Below are 13,547 nucleotides of genomic sequence, written 5' to 3' on the forward strand. Positions count from 1 at the left end.
CGTCGCCGCAGGCCGCAGCGGGTGACGGCTGCGATGCCCAACGCAGGGTTTCGGCCCGGGCGTTCGGGGATGGGCCCGGCGCTCGCCGCCCCGATAACGACGGCGGCTCGCTTCCGCAGGTCGCGTTGTTGGCCAATGGCCCTTATGTCAAGCCGTCCGCGAACTTGCGGTTACTCTCAGCTACTATGCGGCTGGTGACACGGACCCGAGCGGAGGGCCTGGTTGGCCAGCTCGTTGGCCGCTTCGACGGCGATGTCGACGGCTCGGGTCGCGAGTGGCGATTGGGTGCGTCCGGCGGGCCAGTACAGGTACCACGTGGAGGCGGGCGATGGTCGCAGTTGGTGGATGGTGAGCCGGTCGTCGGACCAGGCATCGGATCCGTGGAGGGCCAGCCATGGCAGCACCGCCGAGCCTATGCCCGCCCGCACCATCGACAAGATGGTTTCGTGGCCGGCGGTTCGAAACACGATCCGTGGCCGCGCGCCGTGGCTGGCGAGCGCCCGCTCCAACCATTTTTGGTGATGGGTGGGAGGCCAGGCGACCATGGGAGCATCGTCGAGCAGCTTGACCCGTACCGGGCCATCGGGGAATGCGCCGGTTCCGGCCACCAGAAGGTACGGCTCGTCGAGCAGCTCGACGTGCTCGACGTCGCCTTCGATCCGGCCGTAGTGGAACAACAGGTCAAGCTCTCCGATCTGCGGATCCTCCGGTTCCACCTCGGACAGCCTGATGTCGCACCCGGGGTGCTCATCTAGCAGCCGGCGCACGACGGCCGGCAGGATGAGCCTGGTCGCGCCCTGGAAGGTGCCGATGTCGATCCGGCCGTTACCCGCCTTGAAGCGATCGACGGCGTCGGCCAGCGCCTCCGCCTTCGTGAGCAGATCGCGCCCGTGGGCCAAGACCACCTCGCCAAGGGGAGTGATCCGTACCGGCCTAGGACCGCCGGGCCGGTCAAAGACGGCGCCACCGACGGCCTTCTCCAGCGCGGCGATCTGCTGGCTCACCGACGATTGGGTGTAGCCAAGCCGGCTCGCCGCTTGCCCGAACGTTCCTTCCTCGGCGATGGCGGCCATGGTCCTCAGGTGGCGCAGCTCGAGGTCAGCCATGACGTCAAGCATAGCCAATAGCGATCGACTTGATCGGAAGTAATCGCTTTTCTTGATGTGCACGGCGATTCTAGGGTCGTTGACATGACGACCTGCAGCACATCCCTTCCGGACGCGACAGCGCTCGGCAAGCGACCATCCCGCCTGCGGCTGGACCTGCCCGACCTGGTCTGGGCCCTGGCGGCGACTCATTTCGTGAGTCGAGCCGGCGGAGTCGCGCAGTCGTTCCTCGTGCTCTATCTGACCCAGGAGCAGCAGCTGGCGCCGACGACCGCGGGTGCGGTGGTCGCGGCGGTCGGAGCCGGGGGCATCGGATCCCAGATGCTCGGCGGCTGGCTGGGCGACCGGATCGGCCGACGCCACACCATGCTGGTGGGGTTCTTGGGAACCGCTGTGACGCTTATTGCGCTCGGCTCGGCCGATACGGTGCCGGCGATCTGGGCGGCGGCACTCGGTGTCGGGCTGATGGCGGACCTGTTCCGCCCGGTTGGGTCTGCTGTGGTGGCCGACCTCCATCCCAGGCAGCGGGTCCGGGCCTTCGGGTTGCTGTTCTGGGCGGCCAACCTCGGCTTCTCCGTCGCCACGGTCACCGCCGGGGTCCTGGCCCAGCATGGGTACGGACTCTTGTTCTGGATCAACGCCACGGCCGCGATCATCGCGGCGCTGATCGTCTGGCGCCGGATTCCCGAGACCCGGCCGCCGACACCGAAACAGACCCGGCGAGCGCTGCTGCCAGTGCTCCTGCGCGACCGACCGATGATCGCCATGGTGTTGCTCTACGTCGCCTACTTCACCCTGTTCCTGCAGACGTTCGCGACGCTACCGCTGGTCATGACGGCAGATGGTCACGGCCCTGCGACGTACGGCGCGGTGCTGGCCCTGAACGGGATCCTCATCGTGGTAGGCCAACCACTGGCGGTACGGCTGCTCGCTGGTCGCGATCCCAGCGCGGTGCTGGCTGTTTCCATGCTCATGGTCGGTGCCGGCGCCGGTTTGACCGCCCTCGTAGAGAATGGTGCCGGCTATGCGGGATCGGTCCTGGTCTGGACTCTCGGCCAGATCGGCATCGCCGTCATGTTCGGCGCCACCTTCGCCGACCTCGCACCGGCAGACCTGCGCGGCAGGTACATGGGCGTCGCCTCCGCCACATGGAGTGTCGGTGCCGTGTTCGGCCCGCTGGTCGGCACCGTACTGCTCGACCATGCCGGACGAGAGGCCCTGGGAGCGGTGTGTGCGATCACCGGGGTCGCTCTCTTCGCCGGCCAGCAAGCGCTCGGTCCGGCGCTCCGCCGCCGAACCGCAGCGCAAGCAGACGGTCAGCCATGACAACGGCGACAGCGATGCCGCGTCGGCGATCATCCGAGGCAACGCCGACCTGTCACAGCTGTGCAGCATCGGGATGTCAGGGCCGCCGCAGAAGCGCGAAGGCGACGGCGCGCCGATCGCCCGCCGAGGCAGAACCGCCCGTCTGCCTTCTGATCGCCATCTTCGCCGACCGAACCGGCACCAACCCCACAGACTGATCACCCGTGGCACGAACCCGAGTGGGGCCACAGGCCTGATCTGCTGATCAATCCTTAGCGTTCAATTTCGCAGGAATACCGGCCAGACCCCGGAACCGCGTTCACGCCGGATTCCGTGCCAAATCTCTCTGAGCCCCTACTCACTAAGGAGCAGTACATGGCAGAGTTCGAGCCGACTCCCGAGCCACTGTCCAGCCCGCGCGGCACACCCCTGACAGCGCTCAGCTGGGCGGACGTACAGACGCGCGTGGCCGAGGCGGACGACTTCCTGCTCGCAACCACCGACCCGGATGGGCGGCCGCACGTGGTGCCGGTGCTGGGTGTATGGCTCGAAGGAACGGTCTGTTTCGTCACCTTCCGGCAGGCTCGCAAGGCCCGCAACCTCGCGCGGAACAACGGCTGCGCGGTCACCGTGCCCGGTCATGATGTCGACTTGGTTCTCGAAGGCGCCGCCCGTCTCATGCGGAACGCCGCCCGACTACAGAAAGTTGCGGACCTGTTTCCGGCCAAGTATCCGTGGTGGCATCCGTTCGTCAGAGATGGCGAGTTCTACGATCCGGCCGACACCGGCCTCAATGATCCTCGGCACGTCTACGCGGTTGAGCCGGCACAGGTGTTCGCATTCGGCAAGGAGGAAGGGTTCAGCGCCACCCGCTGGCGCTTCTAGATGCTCCGACCGCACTTGGCCTCGCACCCCGTAGCCGCCGACGACTGGTGCTACGCGTGCGGGCCCGCGGCGGAACGGTCGTGACTGTCGCGAGCTCCGCCCACTCGTGGGAATCGCAAGATCGAACGAAAGGAAGCACACCAATGACAACAATGACCGCCAACGAATGGCGATCCTTCGTCACAGCGGGAACAAGGCTTGCCCACATAGCCCTCACCCGCGCCGACGGGCGACCCCATGTCACCCCGGTCTGCTTCATCCTCGACGGCGATGAACTCGCCTTCGTCCTTTCGCCCGGGAGCGTCAAAGGCAAGAGCCTGGCCCGTGACCAGCGCATCGCAGTCTGCGTCAGCGATGAGCGGCAACCCTTCAGCTTCGTGACCATCGAAGGACATGCACGAACCTCTGCCGAGCCAGACCAGATCAAACGCATCGCCGCGGGCATCGCCGACCGCTACTACCCCGATCAATCCGCAGAGGACGTCGCTGAATCATTCGTACAAGAAGGCTTCACCGCAGTTCGCATCAGCATCAGCAACGTCATCGCCCGATCGGGCCTCGGCTGACACCTCCCGTACCTGAGCCATGGGTGACAGGTGCCCACATCAACGAATCATCCCGATAGACGGACTGGAGAGATGACCAACTTCGACTCCCCCAACTCCAGACCTGGCTCTCGGACCAATGAATTTCCAGGCCACGGCACTCCCGGAGGCTGCCGGGATAGTTGGATCAGCCGACGACGGCGCTAAACGCACGACGTCCCGGCCCTGTAGACCACCCCGAGAGTGAGCCTTCGTCGTCGCCGCCGGCGCCGATGGCGCTGACCTCGGTGCACACCCAGGCCAGCGCGCTGCCCCTGCGGCACTGAGATGGACACGCCACGGGGCGGGCATGCTCACTCACCGACGGGGAGGAGAACGACAGCTGCTCGTCATGCTCATCCGCGATGAGATCGACGAGGAGGAATACCGCCGGCGAGCGCCACCCACAGCGGGATGTGCAGCCACAGCGCGCCGTCCACCCAGGCCAGGTGTCGCACCGTTTCGGCCGCCACCACAGCGGCCGTGGCGAAGAACGGCCAGGCCTGGCACAGCCGGACCCAGACCACGATCGCCACGATCACCTGCTGGAAGCCGATGCGACGTCCCGCAGGACCCGCCCGAAGAGCATCGTGCGATGCGGGGCCTCAGCACGGCCGCGCGGGAACCGGTTGGTGGCCATGAGCGCCCTCCTCGCTCTGCTCCTCGGCACGACCGTAGACCGCGTCCAGCAAATCGCGGGCGAAGCGGCCGGGATCGTCCAGGCCCGCGGCCGCCAGGGTGTGAGGGCCGTCGGCCAGCAGGTGCGGGATCGCGGCGTGCATGGCCAGGGTGACGGTCAGGCGCTTTTCCTTGACCGGTGGCGCAGAGAAGGTCTCACCGCTGGTGCGGATGGAGATGCGCATCGCCCTCCCGGCCCTGCTGCGGCGCTTCCCCGGCCTCGCCCTGGCCGACCCGGACGAGCAGGTCGACTTCCGGGTCTTCAGCGTCGTGTACGGCGTGAACTCACTGCAGGTGACCTGGTGAGCGGACGGCCGCTGGGGGCTGATGCCGCCCCTTGACCACGAGCGGCCGCGGTCCTGGCGTCCGAGGAGATCGGGCCGGCGACGACGCTCGAGCCGATGACAGCGGTGCGCACCGACGATCCGTGGCAGGATTTGGAAATTTCGCGAGGACTGCAGCGAGGCCGTCCCGGTGTGACTGGCGCACCATTGACAGCACCTTGTCACATTTCCCTATGTCCTATTGTCAATTAGATAGGCACGTTGAGCAGGACGGGGAGGTAGGGATCTTGGACATTTATCAGGCGGTCACGAGCCGTCGGGCGGTGCGCGGATTCACCGACCGGCCTGTCCCGCGGGAGGTGCTGGAGCGGGTGCTGTCCGCCGCGGCCTGGGCGCCGTCCGGATCGAACCTGCAACCCTGGCACATCTACGTGCTGACCGGTGAGCCGCTGGCGGAGCTCAAAAGGCGCGCTGGCAAGCGCGTGGCCGCAGGCGATCCTTGGGACGAGCGGGAGTACGAGATGTACCCGTCCGCGCTGAAGTCCCCCTACCATGAGCGCCGATCCGCGTTCGGCAGGGAGCGCTACAGCGCACTCGGTGTTGCACGTGAGGACTGGGAAGCGCGCCAGAGGGCCGCTGCCGACAACTGGCAGTGTTTCGGCGCGCCCGCCGCCCTGTTCTGCTACATCGACCGCGACATGGGCCGGCCCCAATGGGCCGACCTCGGCATGTATCTGCAGACCGTCATGCTGCTGCTGCGCGCCGAAGGGCTGCACAGCTGCCCGCAGATGGCGTGGTCGGTCTATCGCAAGACCGTCGCGGAGGTCCTGTCACCGCCGGACGGGCTCATCCTCTTCTGTGGCATGTCCATCGGGTTCGAGGACGCCACGGTGCGTTACATCCGTACGGGCCGGGCGCCGCTCGACGAGACGGTCACGTTCGTCGAAGGTTCAGCACTGCCGTCGCACGTGGCGTGACGGGGGGTCTCCCGCCTGGTGTGGCTGTCGTCGTTCGGCGCCGGCCACACCTTCGACTGGTCCAGCACCGCGCAGTCACGGGGTCACGCAGTGGAGTGGATGTCACAAATCACGCCGCTACTCGGTCTTGCTTCTGTAATGGCTATCGTCCGATGCGGCCAAAGGAGCACCATGCACTCGCCAGAGAACCGGATCGCCACGACTGTCCTGGTCATCGGCACAGGAGGCGCCGGGCTGCGGGCGGCCATCGAACTCGCCGAGCGCGGGGTCAGCGTCCTCGCGGTGGGCAAGCGGCCGAAGGCGGACGCGCACACCTCGCTCGCGGCGGGCGGTATCAATGCGGCGCTCGCGACGATGGACCCCGAGGACAGCTGGCAGCAACACGCGGCGGACACCCTCAAAGAGAGCTACCTCCTCGCCAACCCGCAGACGGTGCAGATCGTCACCGGGGGTGCCGCGCGCGGCATCGAGGACCTCGAGCGCTACGGCATGCCGTTCGCCCGCGAACAGGACGGGCGAATCTCGCAGCGCTTCTTCGGCGCCCATACCTACCGGCGCACCGCCTACGCCGGCGATTACACCGGGCTTGAGATCCAACGCACCCTGATCAACCGTGCGGCGCAGCTCGATGTCCCCATCCTCGACACCGTGTACATCACCCGCATCCTCGTCCGCGACAATGCGGTCTTCGGCGCGTACGGATTCGACCTGACCGATGGCACCCGCTACGTCATTCATGCCGATGCGGTGATCCTGGCCGCCGGCGGCCACACCCGGATCTGGCGGCGCACCTCCTCACGGAGGGACGAGAACACCGGCGATTCCTTCCGCCTCGCCGTCCTCGCCGGCTGCCGCATCCGCGACCCGGAGCTGGTGCAGTTCCACCCATCCGGTCTCATCGCACCCGAGAACGCGGCCGGCACTCTGGTCTCCGAAGCGGCACGGGGCGAGGGCGGAATCCTGCGTAACCAGTTGGGTGAGCGGTTCATGTCCCGGTACGACCCGGACCGGATGGAGTTGTCCACGCGCGACCGCGTCGCACTGGCGGCGTACACAGAGATCAAAGAAGGCCGTGGGACCCCGGATGGCGGCGTCTGGCTGGATGTGTCGCACCTGCCGAGACAGACGATCATGACGCGGTTGCCTCGCGTCTACCAGACGCTCCTGGAACTGCAGATGCTCGACATCACCAAGGATCCGATCGAGATCGCGCCGACCGCGCACTACTCGATGGGCGGAGTGTGGGTACGTCCCGAGGACCACGGCACGGGCGTCGACGGCCTGTACGCGATCGGGGAGGCGGCCAGCGGCCTGCACGGCGCCAACCGCCTCGGCGGCAACTCACTCATCGAGCTTCTTGTCTTCGGCCGCATCGTCGGGCAGGCGGCGGCCGAGTATTCCGCGGGCCTCGAGGCCCAGCGCCGCTCGGCCGAGGCGCTCGACGCGGCACGGGCAGAGGTGGACGAACTCCTCGCCGCAGACGGCCCCGAGAACGTGCGTGCACTGCAGCGAGCCCTCCGCAACATCATGACGGAGCATGCCGGCGTGGTGCGCGACGAGAGCGGACTGCTCAAAGGCCTCGCCGAACTCACCGCGGTCGAGGCGCGCATCGCCGATGTCGGCGTACACCCGGACATCGCCGGCTTCCAGGACCTGGCTCACGCCTTCGACCTGAAGTCCGCGGCGCTCGCCGCACGCGCGACGATGGAGACGGCACTTGAGCGTCGCGAGACCCGCGGCTGCCACAACCGTTCCGACTACCCCGATCTCGACCCCGCCCTGCAGGTCAACCTCGTGTGGGCCGGTCCCGGATCGGTGCAGAAGGAGGCCATCCCTCCGATTCCCGCCGAGATCGCGGCGCTCATGCGCGAGGTCTCGACCGCCGGAAAGCTCGTCGAGTAGTCGGTTATCTCCTGGAGGGCGCGATGCCGATGGAGCCGGGGCGGAGTCCTCCTTGACGCACTCAATGCGCAAAACGGCCGGACCGGTGTCGTGAGCCCGAGCTCCGGCCCTCCGGTTCCGCGGCAGTGGCCGGGTGGAGCATGGGTGCTGAGGTGGACAACCCCGCCCGCTACTCCACCTGGTAGCCGTGGGCATCCCGGATCAGCACGTCTGCTGCCAACAGGGCCGCAATTGGGGAGAATCGCCCATAAGCCCTAGCCTGATGCCGACGTTCCGGGGGAAACGGCTGGCCCGATGCACTCCCCCACTGACCAGCAACCAGAAAGACGACATGAACCCACTCGCCAGCGAGCGACACCTAGCGGCCAAAGGTGCGGGCGCGCGCACGGCTCCAGCCGACCACTCCGCCCTCGAGCCCTTGGCTGCGATCGCACCGGAGGCCGTGGCGTGAGGATTTCGCACCGCGCGCAGGCTGTCGCCCCGTTCTTCGCGATGGAGTTCGGCAAACACGCCGCAACGCTGGAGTCCCAGGGTCACCACGTCATCAAGCTCAACATCGGCGAACCGGACTTCGGCGCACCCCCGGCCGTCCTGAACGCGATGCGCGAGGCCATGGACGGCAGGCCCATGCCCTACACCGCGGCACTCGGGCTGCCCGAACTCAGGCAGGCGATCGCGCGGTTCTACCTGAACGAGCACGACGTCGAGGTCGACCCTTCACGGGTCGTCGTGACGGCAGGAGCCTCGGCCGCCTTGGTGCTGGCCACCGCGGCACTCGTCAACACCGGTGACGAGGTGCTGATCGCAGACCCGTCGTACCCCTGCAACCGGCAGATCGTCGAAAGCTTCGGCGCCCACGTCACGCTCATCCCCGCCACAGCCGAGACCCGCTTCCAACTGGACGCGGCATCGGTGAAGTCGAACTGGACGGACAGGACCCGCGGGATCATGATCGCCACCCCGTCGAACCCGACGGGCACCTCGGTTCCGGCCGACGAGCTGGCAATGATCTGCGAACTCGCACGCGAGCGTGATGCGTGGCGCATCGTCGACGAGATCTACCTCAACCTGAGCGACCACGACAACCAGGGCCGGCCACCGCAGAGCGTGCTGTCGTTCGATCCCGACGCCGTCGTCATCAACAGCTTCTCGAAGTACTTCGGCATGACCGGCTGGCGACTCGGATGGTGCGTCGTTCCGGAGATCCTCGTGCCGGCGATGGAGCGCCTGGCCCAGAACTACTTCCTGTGCGCGTCCGCGCCCGCCCAGCACGCGGCTCTGGCCTGCTTCACCCCCGACTCCCTGGCGGTCTGCGAGGAACGCCGCGTCGAGTTCGCCAAGCGGCGCGCGCTCGTCCTCGAGGGGCTGTCGCGGATCGGGCTGCCGGTGCCCGTCCCGCCCGACGGCGCGTTCTACGCGTACTTCGACGTCAGTCACACCGGGCTCACCTCCTGGCAGTTCTGCGAGCGAGCGCTGCACGAGGCACACGTGGCCCTCACCCCGGGGAGAGATTTCGGCACACACACTGCGGAGACACACGTCCGTCTGTCGTACGCGGTGTCAACCGACGATCTCCACGAAGGGATCGCCCGGCTTGGGAAGTTCGTGGCGACTCTTCGATGAAGGGATCTGCCACTTCGGCGTCGGTGCCATCGCCCGCGGTGACTGGCACACCGACAGCACCGACCTGCAGCAGCTCATCGGCCGACCAGCCAACTCCCCTCGCGAACGTCGTCACCGCCGCGCTCAGGGCCCTCTGAGACGCGGGCGTCCTGCCCGCCGGCCCGCGATGTCAGCCGATCGTGGGGTGGGCGCGGTACTCCTCATCAGTGACCTGCTCACCCCACTCGGTTTCGGGTACGCCCGCATCGCCGGTGCCCTCCCACATGGCCAGGTGGGCCATGAAGTGGTCGGGGGCGGCTCCGTGCCAGTGCCACTCGCCGGGCGGGGTGCGGACGGTGTCGCCGGGCCGCATGACGACGATCTGGCCGCCGCGGGACTGCGCCAGGCCGATGCCCTCGGTGACGTGCAGGGTCTGCCCGGTGGCGTGGCGGTGCCAGGCGGTACGCGAGCAGGGCGCGAAGCGCACGATGTTGACCCGCATCCGCGAAGGCTCGGCGCCGGCGTAGATGACGTCGAACCACACGTCACCGGTGAACCATTCGGCCGGGCCCTTACTGGTGGGGCGTTTTTTCAGGACTTCCATACGCGATTCCTTACCGAGGATCGGCATCTCGACGGTGCGGTTTGTAGAGGGAGGCGGCGGTCAGCGCTCGATCATTTGCATGTGCTCCTCGTTGTGGTGCTCACCGGCGGCCGGCGGGAGGTTGTCGAGCTTGGCGATCTGCTCGGCCGTCAGCTGGATGCCGTCGGCGGCGATGTTCTCCTCCACATCCCGCGTCCACAGCGAGTACTCCTCTCCTCGATCGGCGTGTTCGGGTCGACCCGGTGCTGGTAGTACAGGCCGATGTGGTCGGTGCCGAGCCGCTCGAGCGAGCCCTCGACGGCGGTACGGATGTTGGCCGGGCTGCTGTCGAGCCGGCCCGGGCCCCCGCGCGAGTGCGAGACGAAGCCGAACTTCGTCGCCAGCACGACCTGGTCCCTGTGGCCCTTCAGCGCCCTGCCGACCAGCTCCTCGTTGACGTACGGGCCGTAGATCCCGGCGGTGTCAAGGAATGTGACGCCCGGCTCCAGCGCCCGGTGGATGGTGCGGATGGACTCGGCGTCGTCGCTCACGCGCCGGTGCAGCCGAAGGACATGCCCACCGTGCCCAGGCCGATGCGCGAGACGTCCAGATCTCTCAGCGTGGTGTGCTTCATGGTCACCTCTCGGGAACGAGCTTGATCGTCGCGGCTCGCGACTCAGGGTTCACGACGCCGCCGATGACGTTGGCGCCGTAACGGCGGTACTTGGTGCGGTAGACCTCGTCGATCTCGTCGTCGAGGGCATGGTCGGCGTCTTCGAACGTGACGTCCGCCTGCACGCCGCCGGCCGAGATGCGGCCTTGGCGGCGGGTCTGGGCGCCGCGGTACCAGGCGCCGGAGCGGCCGTTCATGCAACGGACGTACAGGTCGTCGCCGACGCGGACAACCCACATCGTCACGGGCCGCCGCAGCGTGCCGTCGTCGCGGCGGGAGGCGAGGTCCAGTTCGTCCGTCTCGCCGATCGCGGTGAGTTCGTCGTCGGTCCAGGCGGTCATCGTTCTCCTTCGGGTCCGGGCTGGATGAGGACGGCCCGCAGGCCGCCGCGCCGAATGCGCTCGCCCTGCTCGGTGGCCGGCCGGGACTTGTAGGGCCTACCCGCGGCCGGTCGAAGGTCGGTGACCGACACGCCTGGTGCGGGTCCGTTGTCGGCAAATCCGCCCCGCCGGGTGGTCAGGGCTGGATGAGCACCTTGAGCGCCGTACGCTCGTCCATCGCGCGGTAGCCGTCGGGCACCTGCTCCAGGACGATCGCCTGGTCGAACACCCGGCCGGGCTCGACCCGGCCCTCCAGCACGTCGGGCAGCAGTTGGTCGATGTAGGCGCGCACCGGGGCCGGGCCGCCGGTCAGCGTGATGTTGGGGCCGAACAGGCTGGCGAACCCGATCGCGGCGTCCTCGTACTGCGGCACGCCGACGCGGCTGATCACGCCGCCGGGACGGACCACGCCGACCGCCGTCTCGTAGGCGTTCATGTAGCCCACCGCCTCCAGCACCGCGTGGACGCCCTGGCCGCCGGTCAGCTCCCGCACCTTCTCGACGCCTTCGGCCCCGCGCTCGGGCACGACGTCGGTGGCGCCGAAGTCGATGCCGAGCTTGGTACGGGCGTCGTGGCGGCCCATCAGGATGATCTGCTCGGCGCCGAGCCGCTTGGCCGACAGCACCGCCATCAGCCCGACCGCGCCGTCGCCGATCACCGCCACCGTGGTGCCTGGATTGACGTGGGCCTGCTTGGCGGCGTGGTAGCCGGTGCCGTACACATCCGCCAGGGTCAGCAGCGACGACAGCAGCTCGCTGTCCTCGCCGACGGGCAGCTTGACCAGCGTGCCCTGCGCCTGCGGGACGCGGATCGCCTCGGCCTGACCGCCGCCCACCCCGCCGGATGCCCAGAAGCCGCCGCTGAGGCACGAGGTGTGCAGGCCCTCGCGGCAGAAAGCGCAGGTGTTGTCGGAGTAGGCGAACGGCGCCACCACCACATCGCCGCGCCTGAGCCCGGACACCTGCGAGCCGAGGTCCTCGATCACGCCGAGGAACTCGTGCCCCATCGGGGTTCCCCGCTCCGAAGCAGGCAGGGAGTGGTACGGGTGCAGGTCGCTGCCGCAGATGCACGAGCGCACAATGCGCACGATCGCGTCGGTGGGCTGCTGGATGGCCGGGTCGGGCGCGTTCTCCACGCGCACGTCACCGGCGCCATACATGAAAGTGGCTCGCATCAGAGTTTCCGCATCTCGTATTCGATCGCCGGACCCACCCGCGGCCGGTTGACCGGCACGCCTGGTGAGGGTCCGTTACGGGTGGATCCGCCCTGCCGCCGCAACGGCTTGGCGGCGGACGTTCCGGCCGCCGTGGGGGTCGAGGTTCTCCCTGGTCAACCCCTATTCAACGCGCATGCTCGGACGCGCGGCAGGGCCTGCTGTTACAGGTAATGGCAGAACCCCCCAGCGGGGTTCACCGGCCCGCGGATCACGTCTGGTCTGGGGACGCCTGCTGCGCCTCGGCGAGGTCCTGGGTGGCCGCCCAGCTGGCGAGCATCTTGAGTCCGTCGGCGGCAGGGCTGCCGGGGGTGGCGGTGTAGACGATGAGGGTCAGGCCGGGCTCAGACGGCAGCTCCATCGATTCGAAGTTCAGGTCGAGCTGGCCGACGACCGGGTGGCGCAGCCGTTTCTGACCGCTGCGGTGAAACTGCACGTCATGGGAGGCCCAGCGCTGCCGGAAGACCTCGCTCTGCGTCGAAAGCTCACCGACCAGCTCGATCAGCGCCCGGTCGTGCGGGTCGCGACCCGCCTCCAGTCGCAGCATGGCGGCGGCGTCATTGGCGACCCGGTCCCAGTCGACGAAGAACTCCCGCGCGGCCGGGTCGAGGTAGACGAACCGGGTGGTGTTCGCCGGGCGGCGAGGATCGGCCAGGACGGGAGCGTAGAGCGCGCGGGCGAGGCGGTTCATGGCGACGATGTCGTGGCGGCCGTTGCGCACCCAGGCCGGTGCGTCGGTGATGGCGTCGAGCACCTGCTGGATCGCGGGCCGCACAGTGGCCGGCGGCGTACGGCGGCGGCGAGGACCCGGGCTGACGGCCCGGGCCAGCGAGAACAGGTGCTCCCGCTCGGCCTCGTCCAACCGCAGGGCCCCGGCCAGGGCGTCCAGCACGCTGTCGGAGGCACCGGCGAGGTTCCCCCGCTCCATGCGGACGTAATAGTCGATGGAGACACCGGCGAGCATCGCGACCTCCTCCCGCCGCAGTCCTTTGACGCGGCGGTTGCCTCCGTAGGCGGGTAGTCCCGCCTGCTCGGGGGTGATGCGCGCCCGCCGCGAGCTGAGGAACTCGCGGACCTCGGCACGGTGGTCGATCTGGCCCATTACCCCAGGGTATGCAAGGTGGCGGGAGCAAAGAAGGTAACGCCAGTACCCCGAACAAGGGTCAAGGTCCTGGTGCCCCGCTTGACCGGCAGCTCCAGGACGGCGAGTTCGTCGGCAACACTCCTCGTCATGAATGACCTCCCAGCAAGAGATCGGGCTGAGTTTGTTTCCGCTTGTCGGCGACCTCGGGAGCGTGAGAAGCCCTTACGCCGGCCGCGGGCTCCAGAGCCCCTTGCCGGGGCTCGTCCGGGGGTGATGCCAGACGGGGTGCCT

The 13,547-nt window shown here is 68.2% G+C and carries 16 protein-coding genes; 7 read left to right on the forward strand and 9 right to left on the reverse strand.

Going from position 1 to position 13,547, the window contains the following annotated elements; all coding sequences use genetic code 11:
• Nucleotides 1-176: 176 nt before the first annotated feature.
• Nucleotides 177-1,106 carry a LysR family transcriptional regulator gene (locus EDD27_RS17030; RefSeq protein WP_127933316.1) on the reverse strand — a complete coding sequence of 310 codons (930 nt, stop codon included), beginning with the start codon at nt 1,104-1,106 and terminating at the stop codon, nt 177-179.
• Between the two features lie 84 nt (nt 1,107-1,190).
• Between EDD27_RS17030 and EDD27_RS17035 the strand changes: the two genes are divergently transcribed.
• From EDD27_RS17035 to EDD27_RS17045, 3 genes are all read left to right on the forward strand, one after another.
• Nucleotides 1,191-2,432 carry an MFS transporter gene (locus EDD27_RS17035; RefSeq protein ID WP_127933317.1) on the forward strand — a complete coding sequence of 414 codons (1,242 nt, stop codon included), beginning with the start codon at nt 1,191-1,193 and terminating at the stop codon, nt 2,430-2,432.
• A gap of 354 nt (nt 2,433-2,786) precedes the next feature.
• Nucleotides 2,787-3,296 carry a pyridoxamine 5'-phosphate oxidase family protein gene (locus tag EDD27_RS17040; RefSeq protein ID WP_127933318.1) on the forward strand — a complete coding sequence of 170 codons (510 nt, stop codon included), beginning with the start codon at nt 2,787-2,789 and terminating at the stop codon, nt 3,294-3,296.
• Nucleotides 3,297-3,439: 143 nt separating this feature from the next.
• Nucleotides 3,440-3,862, forward strand: a complete 423-nt coding sequence (locus EDD27_RS17045; protein WP_206641457.1) for a PPOX class F420-dependent oxidoreductase — start codon at nt 3,440-3,442, stop codon at nt 3,860-3,862.
• Between the two features lie 374 nt (nt 3,863-4,236).
• Here EDD27_RS17045 and EDD27_RS17050 read toward each other — a convergent pair whose 3' ends face one another.
• Together EDD27_RS17050 and EDD27_RS17055 are read right to left on the reverse strand one after the other, a co-directional pair.
• Nucleotides 4,237-4,416 (reverse strand): hypothetical protein, encoded by a 180-nt coding sequence (locus EDD27_RS17050; protein WP_127933319.1) that lies wholly within the window; start codon nt 4,414-4,416, stop codon nt 4,237-4,239.
• A 69-nt stretch (nt 4,417-4,485) separates the two neighbouring features.
• Nucleotides 4,486-4,743, reverse strand: a complete 258-nt coding sequence (locus tag EDD27_RS17055) for a hypothetical protein (protein ID WP_206641458.1) — start codon at nt 4,741-4,743, stop codon at nt 4,486-4,488.
• Here EDD27_RS17055 and EDD27_RS57760 point away from each other — a divergent pair.
• From EDD27_RS57760 to EDD27_RS17075, 4 genes are all read left to right on the forward strand, one after another.
• Nucleotides 4,736-4,864: a hypothetical protein gene (locus EDD27_RS57760; RefSeq protein WP_277750721.1), complete on the forward strand. Its 129-nt coding sequence runs from the start codon at nt 4,736-4,738 to the stop codon at nt 4,862-4,864. The genes EDD27_RS17055 and EDD27_RS57760 overlap by 8 nt on opposite strands.
• A gap of 265 nt (nt 4,865-5,129) precedes the next feature.
• Nucleotides 5,130-5,819: a nitroreductase gene (locus tag EDD27_RS17065; RefSeq protein WP_127933320.1), complete on the forward strand. Its 690-nt coding sequence runs from the start codon at nt 5,130-5,132 to the stop codon at nt 5,817-5,819.
• Nucleotides 5,820-5,837: 18 nt separating this feature from the next.
• Complete coding sequence (locus EDD27_RS17070) at nt 5,838-7,721, forward strand: L-aspartate oxidase (RefSeq protein WP_206641459.1); 1,884 nt, start codon at nt 5,838-5,840, stop codon at nt 7,719-7,721.
• Nucleotides 7,722-8,168: 447 nt separating this feature from the next.
• Complete coding sequence (locus tag EDD27_RS17075; protein ID WP_206641460.1) at nt 8,169-9,344, forward strand: pyridoxal phosphate-dependent aminotransferase; 1,176 nt, start codon at nt 8,169-8,171, stop codon at nt 9,342-9,344.
• 169 nt (nt 9,345-9,513) lie between these two features.
• On the opposite strand, the gene EDD27_RS17080 is transcribed toward EDD27_RS17075, so the two are convergent.
• From EDD27_RS17080 to EDD27_RS17100, 6 genes are all read right to left on the reverse strand, one after another.
• On the reverse strand, nt 9,514-9,927 hold the full coding sequence (locus EDD27_RS17080; RefSeq protein ID WP_127933322.1) for a (R)-mandelonitrile lyase: 414 nt from the start codon (nt 9,925-9,927) through the stop codon (nt 9,514-9,516).
• Nucleotides 9,928-9,987: 60 nt separating this feature from the next.
• A complete protein-coding gene (locus tag EDD27_RS57765; RefSeq protein ID WP_277750722.1) occupies nt 9,988-10,113 on the reverse strand; it encodes a hypothetical protein in 126 nt (41 codons plus the stop codon).
• Nucleotides 10,077-10,457 (reverse strand): aldo/keto reductase, encoded by a 381-nt coding sequence (locus tag EDD27_RS17085; protein WP_241564087.1) that lies wholly within the window; start codon nt 10,455-10,457, stop codon nt 10,077-10,079. The genes EDD27_RS57765 and EDD27_RS17085 overlap by 37 nt, the downstream gene beginning before the upstream one ends.
• Before the next feature lie 85 nt (nt 10,458-10,542).
• The gene (locus tag EDD27_RS17090) at nt 10,543-10,920 is read right to left on the reverse strand and encodes a DUF2255 family protein (RefSeq protein ID WP_127933323.1); all 378 of its coding nucleotides are present in this window, start codon (nt 10,918-10,920) and stop codon (nt 10,543-10,545) included.
• 175 nt (nt 10,921-11,095) lie between these two features.
• Nucleotides 11,096-12,133, reverse strand: a complete 1,038-nt coding sequence (locus tag EDD27_RS17095; protein ID WP_127933324.1) for a zinc-binding dehydrogenase — start codon at nt 12,131-12,133, stop codon at nt 11,096-11,098.
• 250 nt (nt 12,134-12,383) lie between these two features.
• On the reverse strand, nt 12,384-13,265 hold the full coding sequence (locus EDD27_RS17100) for a helix-turn-helix transcriptional regulator (RefSeq protein ID WP_206642151.1): 882 nt from the start codon (nt 13,263-13,265) through the stop codon (nt 12,384-12,386).
• Nucleotides 13,266-13,547: the final 282 nt, after the last annotated feature.

This window comes from Nonomuraea polychroma (assembly GCF_004011505.1).
Taxonomy (GTDB): domain Bacteria; phylum Actinomycetota; class Actinomycetes; order Streptosporangiales; family Streptosporangiaceae; genus Nonomuraea; species Nonomuraea polychroma.

Coding starts and splice junctions, on each gene's coding strand:
- EDD27_RS17030 (WP_127933316.1), bottom strand. CDS start 1,106: ATGGCTGACCTCGAGCTGCGCCACCTGAGGACCATGGCCGCCATCGCC.
- EDD27_RS17035 (WP_127933317.1), top strand. CDS start 1,191: ATGACGACCTGCAGCACATCCCTTCCGGACGCGACAGCGCTCGGCAAG.
- EDD27_RS17040 (WP_127933318.1), top strand. CDS start 2,787: ATGGCAGAGTTCGAGCCGACTCCCGAGCCACTGTCCAGCCCGCGCGGC.
- EDD27_RS17045 (WP_206641457.1), top strand. CDS start 3,440: ATGACAACAATGACCGCCAACGAATGGCGATCCTTCGTCACAGCGGGA.
- EDD27_RS57760 (WP_277750721.1), top strand. CDS start 4,736: ATGCGCATCGCCCTCCCGGCCCTGCTGCGGCGCTTCCCCGGCCTCGCC.
- EDD27_RS17055 (WP_206641458.1), bottom strand. CDS start 4,743: ATGCGCATCTCCATCCGCACCAGCGGTGAGACCTTCTCTGCGCCACCG.
- EDD27_RS17080 (WP_127933322.1), bottom strand. CDS start 9,927: ATGGAAGTCCTGAAAAAACGCCCCACCAGTAAGGGCCCGGCCGAATGG.
- EDD27_RS17090 (WP_127933323.1), bottom strand. CDS start 10,920: ATGACCGCCTGGACCGACGACGAACTCACCGCGATCGGCGAGACGGAC.
- EDD27_RS17095 (WP_127933324.1), bottom strand. CDS start 12,133: ATGCGAGCCACTTTCATGTATGGCGCCGGTGACGTGCGCGTGGAGAAC.